A 12,914-nucleotide genomic window follows, 5' to 3' on the forward strand; every position below is an offset into this window, starting at 1 on the left:
CTAGAGCACGGGAGCGGCGGCGAGCGCCGTACCGCACGCCGCCGCCACGGCGGCGGCCAGCGCGGCCGGGCTGTCGTCGTCGCCCTCGGGTACGACGACGTGGACCGCGCCGTCCGCGTGCAGGTCGACCGCGCGGACTCGCTGCCGCCGCGCCATGTCGGCGGCGTGGGACACGTCGCCGTGCACGATCACGCTGGCGCCCTCCGGGGGGAGCGGCGCGAGCCAGGCGCGCTCGGCCGCGATGACGGTCCGCGCGGGCAGCAACGCCAGCGCTCCTCCGCCGCAGCCCTGGCCGAGCAGCACCGACACCGTGGGGACCTTCAGCGTGGTCAGGGTCGAGATGCAGCGGGCGATCTCGCCCGCCAGGGCACCCTCCTCGGCCGCCTGCGACAGCTCCGCGCCCGGGGTGTCGATGACGGTGACCAGCGGCAGGCGCAGCTCGTCGGCCAGCTCCATGCCGCGTCGCGCCTGCCGGAGCGCGGAGGGCCCCATCGGCGACTCGGGCGTCTGTCGTGACCGGTCCTGCCCGACGACCACGCACGGCTGCCCGTCCAGGCGGGTCAGCGCCACCAGCACGGTCGCGTCGCGCTCCCCCTCGTCCGTGCCGGAGAGCCGCACCGTCCCCGTGGCGCCGTGCCGCAGCAGGTCACGCACACCGACGCGCCCCTCGGCCCGGGTGCTGGTGATGCACGCCCAGGCGTCGCGCTCGGCGATGTCGCCGTGACGGCGCGGAGTTGTCGGCAGCGCGGCCGGGTCCACCAGCACCGCGAGCGTCCGGTCCACCAGCTCCGGCAGGTCGTCGACCGGGACCACCGCGTCGATGACCCCGTGGGCGGCGAGGTTCTCCGCGACCTGGACCCCCGGCGGGAACGGCGAGCCGTGAAGCGCCTCGTACACCTTCGGCCCGAGGAAGCCGACCAGCGCCCCCGGCTCAGCGACGGTGATGTGGGCGAGCGAGCCCCAGGAGGCGAACACGCCGCCGGTGGTGGGGTGGCGCAGGTAGGCGAGGTACGGCAGGCCCGCGGCGCGGTGGTCCATGAGGGCCCGCGAGATCTCCACCATCTGCAGGAACGCGGGCGTGCCCTCCTGCATCCGGGTCCCGCCGGACGCGGTGGCCGCGAGCAGGGGCAGCCCATCGGCCGTCGCGCGGCGGACGGCGGCCACGATCCGGGCCGCCGCCGCGTGCCCGATCGAGCCCGCCAGGAAGCGGAACTCGTTGACGACGAACGCCACCGGCCGGCCCCGGACCAGGCCGCGGCCCGTGATCACCGACTCGTCGGTTCCGGCCTTGGCCGCCGCGGCCTCCAGCTCGGCGCGATAGTCCGGCGCCACGCCGGACAGGTCGACCGGCCGGTCCCAGGACACCGCGGTGCTGGCGTCGAGAACCAGGTCGACCAGGTCGCGGGCACCGAGCCGGGCGCTCACGCCTGCCCTACCCAGGCGCGCAGCGCGGCACTGGCCAGCGCTCGGGAGAGGTCCACCACCAGCATGCCGGCCGACGGGCCCAACGTTCCCTCGCCCCGCTCCGGTCCCATACGTCTCCCTTGCATCGTTGGCTCAGTGGCCTAGCCAATAGGACCTCTCGGGACCTGTCAATAGCATGGGGCCATGGCTGTCGACCGCACCCTCGTCCCGAAGGTGACCCGGATTCGGCTCTACGAGCAGGTCGCCGAGCAGATCACCTCGTGGATCGCCGCCACCGGCCTCACCGTGGGCGACCGGCTACCGCCGGAGCGCGAACTGGCCCAACAGTTGGGCGTCAGCCGGGCCACTCTGAGCCAGGCCCTGGTGGCTCTCGAGGTGATCGGCGTGGTGTCCGTGCGTCGCAACGACGGGACCGTGATCAGCCGGACGGTGGCGGGCACCATCGCCCAGGCGATCCGCGCGCACGCCGACCGGCTGCCCGAGATCCTCGAGACCCGCGACGCCCTCGAGACCAAGATCGCGTCGCTGGCCGCCCAGCGGCGCACCGAGGAGGACCTGACCGAGATCGAGGCCGCACTCAGTGCCATGGAAGCCGAGATCGCCGCCGGAGGACGTGGGATCGACGGCGACGAGAGGTTCCACGCGGCGGTCACCGCGGCCAGCCACTCCGCGCTGTTGTCTCGCCTCATGGCCGAGATCGCGACCCTCATCCGCGAGACCCGGATCGAGTCGCTCTCCCAGCCCGAGCGGCCAAAAGCCTCTCTCGCCGGCCACCGAGCGATCGCTGCCGCCATCACGGCCGGCGACCCTGCCGCCGCCGCGCGAGCGATGCAGGACCACATCGGACTGGTGAGCGAGGTGGCCCTGCTCGGCGGTGACGCCTGAGACGCCAGGCGGCTGGCGATCAGCGCGCCCCTTCGCGGGCCCGCCGTCACGCCACGCGGTACGGCGGCTCCGCCTCACGACCCTGGAACGCCAGGATCGCCGGATTGATCACCCTGCCGTCACGGATCTCGATCGCCCGGCTCAACGTCTCGTCCGCGTCCCATGCGGAGCCACCCTCGAGCACCCGCCGCAGGAAGGGGATCAGTGCGTTGCTGTTCTCCCAGGTCGCCGAGTTCCACAGGTACGACGGCGAGTGGTCGACCCCGTAGTAGAGGACGTTGTCCCCCACCACGAACGTCGGCTCGTCGAAGCTCGTCGGACGGGCGAAGCCGAAGCCCATCCCCAGGTCGCACGACACGTCGACGAGGAGGCTGCCCGGACGGAACGCAGCTAGGTCGTCGTCGCGCAGGTAGACCAGCGGGTGGGCGGTGTCCTGGAGCGTGCAGTTGACGACGATGTCGTTCTCGGCCAGGTACGCCGCCAGCGGCTCCCGTCCGCGCTCGGTGATCACGTGGCTCCCGTGCCCGCCGGCCTGGTCGTGCTCGAACTGCCGGATCCGCACCGAGTGGATCGGCGACCCCACCGCGGCCACCCCTCGGTTGGTCAGCACGGCGACCTCGTGCACACCGTGGGCGTTGAGGGCGGTCACGGCACCACGTGCCGTGGCGCCGAAGCCGATGACCACCGCGCTCAGCCGACGACCGTAGTCGCCGGTCAGACCGGCCAGCTGGAGCGCGTGGAGCACCGAGCAGTAGCCGGCCAGCTCGTTGTTCTTGTGGAACACGTGCAGCCCGACGGCGCCGTCCCGCGTCCAGTGGTTCATCGCCTCGAAGGCGATCAGGGTCAGCCGACGGTCGATCGCGACCTGGGTCAGCTCGGCGTCCTGGACGCAGTGCGGCCAGCCCCACAGCACCTGCCCCGGGCCCATCGCGGCGACGTCCGAGAGCTGCGGCTTGGGCAGCAGCACGATCTCCGAGTCCGCCACCAGCTCATCACGCGATGCGAACCCCGCCACGTGCTCACGGAGGGACGCGTCGTCGACACCGAACCGCGCGCCGTACCCGTGCTCGAGGGTGATCCTCGCCCGCAGGTCGGCGTCGAGCAGAGGGATGTGATCCGGATGGATCGGGAGGCGGTGCTCGTTCTCCTTGGCCGAGGAGCCGATGACACCCAGCCCCAGCAACGTCATTTCTTCTTGCCCGGGTGGATCTTGTCGGAGAAGGTCTCCTCGGTCGCCTTGCTGCGCTTGTCGGCGCGCTTCTCCTTGATGGACTTGCCGGTCTTCTTGGACATGCTCTGGCGCGGCGACTTGTCGCTCATGGCGAGATCTCTCTGAGAGGAAGCCTGGATGGCTCCGGTCTCCGACAGTACGCGTCGGTCCCCGAGACCGGGCGATCACGACCCGCGCTGCGCCGCACGCCAGGCTCGCGGGGACGTCCCGGTCCAGCGCCGGAACGCATGCGAGAACGAGCTCTGCTCGACGTACCCGAGGAGCCCCGCGATCTGCGCGACGGACCGACCCGGATCGGCGAGCTGGTCGAGGGCCAGCTCCCGCCGCACGTCGTCGACCAGGCGCTCGAACACCAGCCCCTCCGCGGCGAGCCGCCGCTGCATCGTGCGCACGCTCACGAAGTGGTGTTCGGCGATCACCTGGAGGTTGCAGCCCCCGGTCGGGAGCAGCTCGCGGATCAGGGCCAGGATCTGGTGCTCGAGCGCGAGCCCCGACGACGCCACGATGCTGTCGAGGTAGCCGCTGACGATGGCGCGGATCTCCGGGTTGTTGCGCGGGATCGCCCGCTCCATGTCGGAGGCGAAGTAGTCGACGCCGTACGTCGTCCGCTCGAAGCGGACGGGGCAGCCGAAGACGCCGTCGTAGTACTCCTGGCCGAGCAGGGGCTGATGTGAGAAGTACACGCCCCGCAGCCGGGCCGACGGGCCGGCCAGAAGGGGCAGGATCTTCGTCGTGACAGCCAGGTTCCATTCCTGGAACTGCCGGCTGGGCACCACGGGCGGGATCTTGAGCGTGTAGTCGGTCCGTGGCCCGTCGACGGTGTCGACCAGGGCGATGCCGAAGGCCGAGAAGAGGCCGTTGAGATAACGGATGCCGGAGCGGTACGCCTCGCGGACGCTCGCGCAGTTGAGCGCCGCCACCATCACCGGGCCGATCGCGTCCTGCCCCTGGGCCAGGCCGACCCGGATGCCGAAGTCCGGGCACGAGCGCTCCTCCGCGACCGCCTCCATCAACCGCAGCAGTGGAATCGCCGGGATCAGCTCCTTGCCCTGGTCCGCGTGGCGCAGCGACACGTGGAACCGCCGCTCGTAGGCGGCCGGATCTCCGCCCAGCTGCTCGATGAGGTCGCCGAACCCGCTGACCACCCAAGCGCGCAGGTGCGGCTCACCCGCGGCTCTCCGCTCCACCGCCACGGGTGTCATCAGATCACAATTTCCTGTCGCCTCGTGACAAAACCCGGGCCCCACTCCGTTCCTACGCTCGACGCGATCCGACAAGCGGGTCCACGGCAGCACAGGAGTCCGAGATGGCGAAGTACCCCGTCGTTGTGTACGGCGCGAGCGGCTACACCGGCATGCTGGTGATGGACTGGTTGATCGACCAGGACATCCCGTTCACCGCGGTGGGCCGCGACGCCGGCCGCATCAAGGAGATGATGGCCGAGCGGGTCGTCCGGCTCGAGTCCGCGACCTACGAGATCATCGAGGCCGAGCACGACGTCGACGCTCTCGTCGGCGCGTTCACCGGCGCCACGGTCGTCTGCAACACCGTCGGACCGTTCAGCAAGTTCGGTCCCGTCGCCATCGAGGCGGCCCTCAGAGCCGGGTGCCACCACCTCGACACCACCGGCGAGCAGGGCTATGTGATGGCGATCCGCGAGCAGTTCGGGCAGCAGTACGCCGACGCCGGGCTGGTCCTGTGCCCCTCGCTGTCCTACATGCACACCATCGCCCAGATCGCCGCCGAGCTCACGCTCGAGACGCCAGGGATCGACTCGTTGGAGACCGCGAGCATCTGTCGCGGACCGCGCGAGGGATCCGGGGTGACCATCGGCTCGACCGCGTCGATCTTCGAGACCTTCCGCCACCCGCAGCACCACCTGTGGGACAACCGGCTCGTCGAGTGGGGCATGACCGACCACTTCGAGATCTCGGTGCCCGAGCTGCTCCGCCCGGCGCTCGCCCTGCCGTGGGGCGGCACCTCGCTCCCCGTCTTCTACCAGGACGACTCCCGGGTGCGCTTCTGCAGCTCGCTGACCAGCTTCTACGACAACCCCGCGATGCGGATGGTGCTGCTGTTCATCGAGCAGTGGGAGGCCGAGCTCAAGCACCTGCCGGTCGAGGCCCAGGACGCGGCGATCGCCCAGGTCGTCGCCTCGACGACGCCGGCGATGCCGCCGCGGGAGCGGACCACGCTCAACCGGTCCATCGACATCGCGATCGGCCGCGGTCAGCTCGCCGGCGTCCGCGCGAGCGTGTCCAGCGTGGCGCCGTACATCACCACGGGCGCGCTGCAGACCGCCGCGGCGATGAAGCTGATCGAGGGCGAGACCGACGCGGTCGGCTTCACCTCCGGCTGCAAGGCCTTCGGCCATCGCTACCTGCTCGGCTTCCTCGAGCAGCGCGGGCTGGCCCGCGCTTCGGTCGGCGAGCTCTGAGCATGGCCGTCATCGACTTCTTCGACCGCGGCTGGCGGATCCACCCGGACGGCATCGCCTACGTCCAGGACGAGCGCGTCCTCACCTTCCAGGAGGCCCGGGACCTCTCCTGCCGGATCGCCAACGCCTTGCTGGCCGACGGCCTCCCGCCGGGCACCAAAGGCGCGGTCTGGGCGGGCAACGACGTGACCGCCTGGCTCTGCACGCTCGGGATCTGGCGGGCGAACATGACCTGGATCCCGGTCAACGCGCGCAGTTCCGCCGCGGAGAACCTGCGGATCCTGGACGCCTTCGACTGCGAGATCGTCTTCTTCCAGGCCGAGTTCGCGCCACTGCTCACCGATCTGCGCGAGGACCTGCCGAACGTGCGCCGCTGGATCTGTCTCGATGGTGACGTCGACGGCGCGACCGCCCTCGACGTCTGGCTCGACGGCCGGCCCGCGACCGACCCCGCACTCGCCGTCGACCTCGACGACGTGGTCGCGGTGTCCCCGACCGGCGGCACCACCGGCACGCCGAAGGGCGTGATGAACACCCACCGCAGCATGCAGACCTTCGTCGCCCACTTCCTGATGGCCTTCCCGTACGGGGCCGAGGAGCGGCCGGTGAACCTCGCGGCCGCGCCGATGACGCACACCGCGGGGGTGCTCTCGCTACCCACCACCGCACGCGGCGGCACCGTCGTGGTGGTGAGCAGTCCCCAGCCCGACCTGCTGCTCGCGGAACTCGTCAAGCAGCAGGTGACCGAGCTCTTCCTGCCACCGACCGTGATCTACCGGCTGATCGAGGCCCCTGGCATCGATCAGGTCGACTTCTCCTCGCTGAAGTACTTCCTGTACGGCGCGGCGCCGATGTCGGTGCAGAAGCTGAAGAAGGCCATCGAGGTCGTCGGCCCGGTGCTGGCGGGCGGCTACGGTCAGACCGAGGCGCCCGCGTCGATCGCCTTCCTGCCGCCCGCCGAGCACTTCCAGGAGGGCGCGGTCGCCTCCGACGAGCGCCTCTCCTCGGTCGGGCGCCCCAGCCCACTGGGCCGGGTCGAGATCCTGGATGACACCAGCCGGGTCCTCGGGCCGGGCGAGACCGGTGAGATCTGCGTGCGCGGCGACCTGGTGATGAAGGGCTACTACAAGGACCCCGAGCAGACCGCGGCGGCGATCGTCGACGGCTGGCTGCACACCGGCGACATCGGGCATCTCGACACCGATGGCTACCTGCACATCACCGATCGCAAGAAGGACATGATCATCACGGGCGGCTTCAACGTCTACCCGAGCGAGGTCGAGCAGGTCATCTGGTCGCACCCCTCCGTGCAGGACTGCGCGGTGATCGGTGCGCCGGACGAGCAGTGGGGCGAGGTGGTCACGGCCGTCGTCGAGCTCAACCCGGGCGAGTCGGTGCCCCCCGAGGAGCTGATCGCGCTCTGCAAGGGCCGGCTCGGGTCCGTGAAGGCACCCAAGCGTGTCGACTTCGTCGCCGCACTCCCGCGCAGCGCCGCCGGCAAGGTGCTGAAGAAGGACCTGCGCGCCACCTACTGGGCCGGCGCCGAGCGCGCCGTCTGAGCCGAAGGAGACCTCTCATGACATCACTCGCAGGCAAGGTCGCCGTCGTCACCGGCGCCGGGTCGGGGATCGGCCGTGCGCTCGCCGTCGAGCTCGCGCGCCGCGGCGCCCGGGTCGCCATCTCCGACATCGACATCGCGGGGCTCGAGGAGACCCGGACCCGGTGCGGTGGCGCGGACGTCCGCACGTACAAGCTCGACGTCTCCGTCGCCGAGGAGTTCGCCACTCACGCCGCGGAGGTGATGCAGGACTTCGGCACCGTGCATCTGGTCTTCAACAACGCGGGTGCGACGCTCATCGGCACGCTCGACCACACCGAGATCGAGGAGATCGACTGGCTGCTGGGCATCAATCTCCGCGGTGTCGTCTGCGGCACCAAGGCGTTCCTGCCCACCATGCTGGCGCAGCGCGAAGGCTGGATCGTCAACATCTCCAGCATCTTCGGGCTGGTCGGCTACGGCGGGCAGTCGGCCTACAACATCACCAAGTTCGGCGTCCGTGGTCTCACCGAGGCCCTCTGGTCGGAGCTCGAGGGCACCGGCGTCGAGGCCGTGCTGGTGCATCCCGGCGCGATCGACACGAACATCGAGCGGGCCGCGCGGCACACCGTCAACGCCGGCCGTGTCGAAGCAGACCTGGCCGCGAAGACCAGCAGCATGCTGGTCACCCCGCCGGAGGTCGTCGCCGGCAACATCCTCGACGGGATCGAGAACGGCCGGCGCCGGATCCTCACCGGCAAGTACTCCCGGTCGATCTTCTGGCTCGCCCGGCTGATGCCCAACCGGTACCCCGCTGTCCTGAAGCGGCTGGTCTGAGACCGACGATGACCGAGGTCTACATCGCCGGCATCGCCATGACGGTCTTCGGCCGGCACCCCGAGCGGACCCTCGACGACCTCGCCGGCGAGGCGCTGCGCGGAGCGCTGACGGACGCCGGCTGCACGTCCGACGACCTGGGCGCCGCCTACTACGCGGGCGTGACGAACGGCCCGCTCCAGGGGCAGCTCGCAATCCCCGGCCAGGTCGTGCTCAGCAGGATCGGCGTCGAGGGCATCCCCATCTTCAACGTCGAGAACGCCTGCGCGTCGGGGAGCACCGCCGTGCACCTGGCGATCCAGAGTCTCCGCGCGGGCAACACCGACGTGGCCCTGGCGTTGGGCGCCGAGAAGATGAACATCGCGGACCGGCCGCGGGCACTCGCGCTGTTCGAGGCAGGCTGGGATGTCGCGCGGGCCGACGCCAACTACGAGACGCTGATGTGCCTGGGCTCGGGCGTGACTCCGCCGGAGGGCTCGGAGTCCGAGCGACCCTACAGCCGGTTCATGTCGGTGTACGCCGCCCTGTCGCGTCACCACATGGCGACCTGGGGAACCACCCCACGCCAGATCGCGGCGGTGTCGGCCAAGAACCACCAGCACTCGGTGCACAACCCGTACTCGCAGTTCCGCACGCCGTACACCGTCGAGGAGATTCTGGCCGCACCTCCCATCACGTATCCGCTCACCCTCCCCATGTGCGCGCCGATGTCGGACGGCGCCGCCGCCGTGGTGCTGTCCACCGAGGACGGCCTGGCACGGATCGCGGCCGACAGGTCACGCGCGGTTCGCGTCGCCGCCAGCGTGGTGCGCAGCTTCACCCACCGCACGGCCGAGGAGTTCGGGCAGAGCGTCGGCCGGCTCGCCGCCCTGCAGGCGTACGACGCCGCGAGGCTGGGACCGGACGACATGGATGTGGCTGAGGTCCACGACGCATCCGCGATGGGCGAGATCATCCAGGCCGAGAACCTCGGGCTGGCCCCCGTCGGGGACGGGGGCGCTGCCGCCGAACGCGGCGACTTCACGATCGGCGGACGGATCCCGATCAACCCCTCCGGCGGCCTGGAGTCGAAGGGCCATCCCCTCGGCGCCACCGGCATCGGTCAGCTCTTCGAGCTGACCACGCAATTGCGAGGCGAGGCCGGTCCCCGTCAGGTCGACGGCGCCCGCTGCGCCGTCCAGGAGAACGGCGGCGGCCTGATCGGCGTCGAGGAAGCCTCGGTCGCCGTGCATGTCCTCGTCAAGCCCTGATCCATCAACCTATGGAGGACCCCGTGTCCGCACACCAGGCCCGGATCCTGTTCCGCACCGCCGCGTTGTTCAACCTCGCGGCCGTCCTGCTCTTCCTTCCGGCGCTCGGGCTCGCCGACCGGCTCGCGCTGCGACCCGCGCCCGCCGACACGGCCTTCGAACACATCGCGATCGCGGCGATCGGCCTGTTCGGACTCGGCTACTGGATGGCTGCCGGTGCGCCCGAGCGCCACCGCGGCATCATCCAGCTCGGCCTCGCCGGCAAGGTCGCGGTCGTCGCCATCGTCATCGGCCACTTCCTCGCCGGGTCCGCGAACGGCCGCCTGGCCGGTGTCGTCGCGGGAGACGTGGTCTTCAGTGTGCTGTTCGCCCGCTACCTGATCCTGACTCGGGTCGAGGCGCGGCACGGCGACGGCTAGCGGCCGGTCCAGCGCGGTTCCCGCCGCTCGAAGAACGCCGCGACCCCCTCGACGACATCCGCGGAGGCCAGCAGCCGCTCGTGCGCGGCGTGGCTGGCCGCCCAGCTCACGGTCTCGTCGCCGTTGATCTCGTCGTGCGCCAGCGCCAGCGCCGCACGTACGGCGAGCGGTGCGTTGCCGCTGATCGTGGCGGCCGTGCCGAGGGCGATGTCGAGGGTCGTGCCCGGCTCGACGAGCCGGTTGACGAATCCGAGCCGCTCGGCGCGGACGGCGTCGATCGGCTCACCGGTCAGCAGCATCTCGCGGGCGACATTGGCGGGCAGCACCCGCGGCGCGCGGAAGACGCCGCCGAAGTCGGGCAGCAGCCCCCGCTTCACCTCCGGGAAGCCGAAGGTCGCCGTGCGTGAGGCGACGACGATGTCACAGCACAGCACCAGCTCCAGGCCGCCGCCCAGCGCGTAGCCCTCGACAGCGGCGACGAGCGGCTTGGGCCGGCTGCGCGACATGATCCCGGCGATCCCGCCGCGCTCGGTCGGCTCCCCCGGCCCCTCGGCGAGGTCGGCGCCCGCGGAGAACACCTCCGGCCCGCCGGTCAGGACGCCGCACCACAGGTCGTCGTCGTCCTCGAGCAGGTTGAGCGCCTCGTCGAGGCCCCGGGTCACGGCACCGTTGATGGCGTTGCGCTTGGCCGGTCGGTCCAACCCGATCACGAGCGTGCGGTCGACGCGGATGGTCTGGACGGCGGGGCTGGCCGGTGCGTCGGCGGTCTCGGTCATGCACGACAATCTAGGGATGCCCATGGAGATGTTCATCCACGACGAGGTCCCGACCGACGAGGTCGAGCGTCGCGAGAAGGCCCTCTCCGCCCTCGCCGACTCGGTGCGCGACCTCGTCGACGCCACCATCCGCAGCACCGTCGCCGACGAGGAGCTGGCGGCCGTGCGGGCCGAGGTCGACGGCCTCGTCGCCCGGCTGCGCGTCGCACAGCTGCCCGGACCCGCGGGCGTCCGGTTCAACTCCGAGGGCCGCAGCTGGAACTGGGGCAACGCGGTCGTGGGCCGGGGCAACGCGGTCGCGCCGCCGGTCGACATCGTGCACGACGCCTTCGGCAGCGCGTACGCCGAGATGACGCTCGGGGCGGCGTACGAGGGACCTCCCGGGATGGTGCACGGCGGCGTCTCCGCGCTGATGCTCGACCAGATCATGGGCGAGACCGCGAGCGGCTTCAAGCGCCTCACGATGACCGGCACCCTCACCCTGCGCTACCGCCGACCCCTGCCCCTCGGACCGGTCCGGATGGAGGCCCGGATCGCCGGCGAGGAGGGCCGCAAGATCACCGTCGAGGCGCGGATCGGCGTGCCGGGCGAGGACGCCGCGGTCGAGGCGTCCGGGCTGTTCCTCATCCCGAAGTGGGCCCCGCTCGACGAGACCGAGCAGGGCTGGTCGCGCTCCGCCGAGGGCTAGGCGCCGGGTCGGTCGACGAGGTCGACCAGGCGCTGCGGCGCCTGCAGGCAGAACGAGTCGGTGAGCAGCTCGCCGAGCTCCTCCCAGTCGGTGTCGTCGTCGATCAGCAGGCCGACGACGTTGCCGCCCCACTCCGCCTTGAAGTACGGCGCACCGAGGTGCCGGAACGCCATCACCTCCTCCGGCTCGGCGCGGAAGACGATGCGGAACAGCTGGTCCTCACCGCCGAAGACGTGCGCGACCGTGGCGGTCGTGCCCGCCACGCGCCAGCGCACGCCGACCCAGGCGTCCTCCTCACGGCACTGCGGCAGCCGGGCGAAGATCGCGCGCAGGCGCGCGACGTAGGCGCCGGGGACGTCGGGACGGGTCGGGCGGGCCACGACACGAAATCTCCCACACCGCGCCGACATAGCCGCCGTGCGCCGAAGATCATGGGTTCGCTCCGCGACCGATGGGTAGGGGCTGTCCCGGTGAGGCCCCACCAAGGCGAGCCTCGATCCGACTGAGGAGACACACGAGACATGCGCACACGAATCCCCGGCCTGCTTCTGGCGGCGACCGTCGGGCTCTCCGGGCTGCTGACTGCCTGTGGCAGTGACGACGCGGACAAGCCCGACGCCGAGGAGAAGACCTCACAGACCACCGAGTCCGAGGAGACCGACGCCAGCGACGCGCCCGAGAGCGAGGGCGAGGAGGCTCCCGAGGCCGACGGCGACAAGCCGTCCCGCGACGACGTCGTCGCCGGGTACAGCGACATCGTGAAGGAGACCAGCGAGCAGGCCGGTATCGACATGCCCGAGGGTGTCGTCGAGAAGGTCCTCTCCTGCTTCATCGACGAGGTCTACGACGACGCGTCGGCGAAGACCCTGCAGGCCCTGGCCGACGGCGACCCCACCGGCATCGACCCGGCCGACGTCGAGCTGTTCACCAGCGCGCAGACCACCTGCCAGCAGGCGGCGATGGGCTGAGCACCGACATCCGTCGGTCAGCGGCGCCGGTCCCTCGGGGCCGGCGCCGCTGGCGTGTCCGGCGGGAGTGGGGTTGTGTCGTACCGCTTTGATGGGGTGTCGACATGGTCAGTGAAGAGGCGGTGACGGGTCTGGAGGACCTGTCGACGGTCGGGGTGCTCGACTTCGTCGAGGCTGCTCACGCCGCCCGCCTGGAGGCCGAGCGGGACATCCTGCGGGCGGCGTACCAGTGGGCGGTGCTGCACCACCCCGACCGCCTCCCGGCCTCGGATCACCGCGGCCGTGCCCGGGCCAAACGGGCTGGTGGGGTCGGGACCCCGCCGGTCACCGAGCACGCCGCGGCCGTCTTCGGCGCCCGGGTCCAGACCAGCCCCTACGGCGCACGCAGGTTGATCGCCGACGCGGTCGACCTCCAGTTGCGCCTCCCCCAACTGTGGGCCGGGATCGAGGCCGGCACCGTC

Annotated in this window: 14 protein-coding genes and 1 pseudogene; 9 read left to right on the plus strand and 6 right to left on the minus strand. The window is 71.2% G+C overall.

From position 1 onward, the window contains the following. Positions 1–1,425 carry a carboxyl transferase domain-containing protein gene (locus RB608_RS24205; protein ID WP_308090644.1) on the minus strand — a complete coding sequence of 475 codons (1,425 nt, stop codon included), beginning with the start codon at positions 1,423–1,425 and terminating at the stop codon, positions 1–3. A 183-nt stretch (positions 1,426–1,608) separates the two neighbouring features. Here RB608_RS24205 and RB608_RS24210 point away from each other — a divergent pair, with 183 nt between their 5' ends. After that, the gene (locus tag RB608_RS24210) at positions 1,609–2,310 is read left to right on the plus strand and encodes an FCD domain-containing protein (protein WP_308090645.1); all 702 of its coding nucleotides are present in this window, start codon (positions 1,609–1,611) and stop codon (positions 2,308–2,310) included. Positions 2,311–2,356: 46 nt separating this feature from the next. Here RB608_RS24210 and RB608_RS24215 read toward each other — a convergent pair whose 3' ends face one another. The 3 genes from RB608_RS24215 to RB608_RS24225 form a co-directional block, all read right to left on the minus strand. After that, the gene (locus RB608_RS24215; protein ID WP_308090646.1) at positions 2,357–3,499 is read right to left on the minus strand and encodes a N(5)-(carboxyethyl)ornithine synthase; all 1,143 of its coding nucleotides are present in this window, start codon (positions 3,497–3,499) and stop codon (positions 2,357–2,359) included. Then, entirely contained in the window at positions 3,496–3,630 is a 135-nt protein-coding gene (locus tag RB608_RS24220; RefSeq protein ID WP_308090647.1) for a hypothetical protein, read from the minus strand. Before RB608_RS24220 ends, RB608_RS24215 begins: the two co-directional genes overlap by 4 nt. Positions 3,631–3,705: 75 nt before the next feature. Continuing rightward, positions 3,706–4,743, minus strand: a complete 1,038-nt coding sequence (locus RB608_RS24225) for an AraC family transcriptional regulator ligand-binding domain-containing protein (RefSeq protein ID WP_308090648.1) — start codon at positions 4,741–4,743, stop codon at positions 3,706–3,708. Positions 4,744–4,847: 104 nt separating this feature from the next. On the opposite strand from RB608_RS24225, the gene RB608_RS24230 reads away from it, so the two are divergent. Genes RB608_RS24230 through RB608_RS24250 form a run of 5 tightly spaced genes read left to right on the plus strand, consistent with a single transcriptional unit; the run spans position 4,848 to position 10,021 of the window. Next, positions 4,848–5,978 (plus strand): DUF5938 domain-containing protein, encoded by a 1,131-nt coding sequence (locus RB608_RS24230; protein WP_308090649.1) that lies wholly within the window; start codon positions 4,848–4,850, stop codon positions 5,976–5,978. Positions 5,979–5,980: 2 nt separating this feature from the next. Next, positions 5,981–7,537 carry an AMP-binding protein gene (locus RB608_RS24235; RefSeq protein ID WP_308090650.1) on the plus strand — a complete coding sequence of 519 codons (1,557 nt, stop codon included), beginning with the start codon at positions 5,981–5,983 and terminating at the stop codon, positions 7,535–7,537. 17 nt (positions 7,538–7,554) lie between these two features. Beyond that, entirely contained in the window at positions 7,555–8,352 is a 798-nt protein-coding gene (locus RB608_RS24240) for an SDR family oxidoreductase (RefSeq protein ID WP_308090651.1), read from the plus strand. An 8-nt stretch (positions 8,353–8,360) separates the two neighbouring features. After that, a complete protein-coding gene (locus RB608_RS24245) occupies positions 8,361–9,602 on the plus strand; it encodes a thiolase family protein (protein ID WP_308090652.1) in 1,242 nt (413 codons plus the stop codon). A 23-nt stretch (positions 9,603–9,625) separates the two neighbouring features. Then, positions 9,626–10,021, plus strand: coding sequence for a hypothetical protein (locus tag RB608_RS24250; protein WP_308090653.1), 396 nt, complete (start codon positions 9,626–9,628; stop codon positions 10,019–10,021). On the opposite strand, the gene RB608_RS24255 is transcribed toward RB608_RS24250, so the two are convergent. After that, a complete protein-coding gene (locus tag RB608_RS24255) occupies positions 10,018–10,797 on the minus strand; it encodes an enoyl-CoA hydratase-related protein (RefSeq protein WP_308090654.1) in 780 nt (259 codons plus the stop codon). The two genes, RB608_RS24250 and RB608_RS24255, sit on opposite strands and share 4 nt — an antisense overlap. Before the next feature lie 16 nt (positions 10,798–10,813). On the opposite strand from RB608_RS24255, the gene RB608_RS24260 reads away from it, so the two are divergent. Beyond that, a complete protein-coding gene (locus RB608_RS24260) occupies positions 10,814–11,485 on the plus strand; it encodes a PaaI family thioesterase (RefSeq protein WP_308090655.1) in 672 nt (223 codons plus the stop codon). Here the strand turns inward: RB608_RS24260 and RB608_RS24265 are convergent. Next, a complete protein-coding gene (locus RB608_RS24265) occupies positions 11,482–11,865 on the minus strand; it encodes an MmcQ/YjbR family DNA-binding protein (RefSeq protein ID WP_308090656.1) in 384 nt (127 codons plus the stop codon). The two genes, RB608_RS24260 and RB608_RS24265, sit on opposite strands and share 4 nt — an antisense overlap. 141 nt (positions 11,866–12,006) lie before the next feature. Here RB608_RS24265 and RB608_RS24270 point away from each other — a divergent pair, with 141 nt between their 5' ends. Then, the gene (locus RB608_RS24270) at positions 12,007–12,453 is read left to right on the plus strand and encodes a hypothetical protein (protein WP_308090657.1); all 447 of its coding nucleotides are present in this window, start codon (positions 12,007–12,009) and stop codon (positions 12,451–12,453) included. Between the two features lie 104 nt (positions 12,454–12,557). After that, positions 12,558–12,914: pseudogene (locus RB608_RS24275) on the plus strand (hypothetical protein); the annotation flags it as partial.

Source organism: Nocardioides sp. LHD-245, assembly GCF_030929495.1.
Lineage (GTDB): Bacteria > Actinomycetota > Actinomycetes > Propionibacteriales > Nocardioidaceae > Nocardioides.

Excerpts from the sequence above, each read along its gene's own strand:
- RB608_RS24210 (WP_308090645.1), top strand. The coding sequence starts at position 1,609 with ATGGCTGTCGACCGCACCCTCGTCCCGAAGGTGACCCGGATTCGGCTC.
- RB608_RS24215 (WP_308090646.1), bottom strand. The coding sequence starts at position 3,499 with ATGACGTTGCTGGGGCTGGGTGTCATCGGCTCCTCGGCCAAGGAGAAC.
- RB608_RS24220 (WP_308090647.1), bottom strand. The coding sequence starts at position 3,630 with ATGAGCGACAAGTCGCCGCGCCAGAGCATGTCCAAGAAGACCGGCAAG.
- RB608_RS24225 (WP_308090648.1), bottom strand. The coding sequence starts at position 4,743 with ATGACACCCGTGGCGGTGGAGCGGAGAGCCGCGGGTGAGCCGCACCTG.
- RB608_RS24230 (WP_308090649.1), top strand. The coding sequence starts at position 4,848 with ATGGCGAAGTACCCCGTCGTTGTGTACGGCGCGAGCGGCTACACCGGC.
- RB608_RS24235 (WP_308090650.1), top strand. The coding sequence starts at position 5,981 with ATGGCCGTCATCGACTTCTTCGACCGCGGCTGGCGGATCCACCCGGAC.
- RB608_RS24240 (WP_308090651.1), top strand. The coding sequence starts at position 7,555 with ATGACATCACTCGCAGGCAAGGTCGCCGTCGTCACCGGCGCCGGGTCG.
- RB608_RS24245 (WP_308090652.1), top strand. The coding sequence starts at position 8,361 with ATGACCGAGGTCTACATCGCCGGCATCGCCATGACGGTCTTCGGCCGG.
- RB608_RS24255 (WP_308090654.1), bottom strand. The coding sequence starts at position 10,797 with ATGACCGAGACCGCCGACGCACCGGCCAGCCCCGCCGTCCAGACCATC.
- RB608_RS24260 (WP_308090655.1), top strand. The coding sequence starts at position 10,814 with ATGCCCATGGAGATGTTCATCCACGACGAGGTCCCGACCGACGAGGTC.
- RB608_RS24270 (WP_308090657.1), top strand. The coding sequence starts at position 12,007 with ATGCGCACACGAATCCCCGGCCTGCTTCTGGCGGCGACCGTCGGGCTC.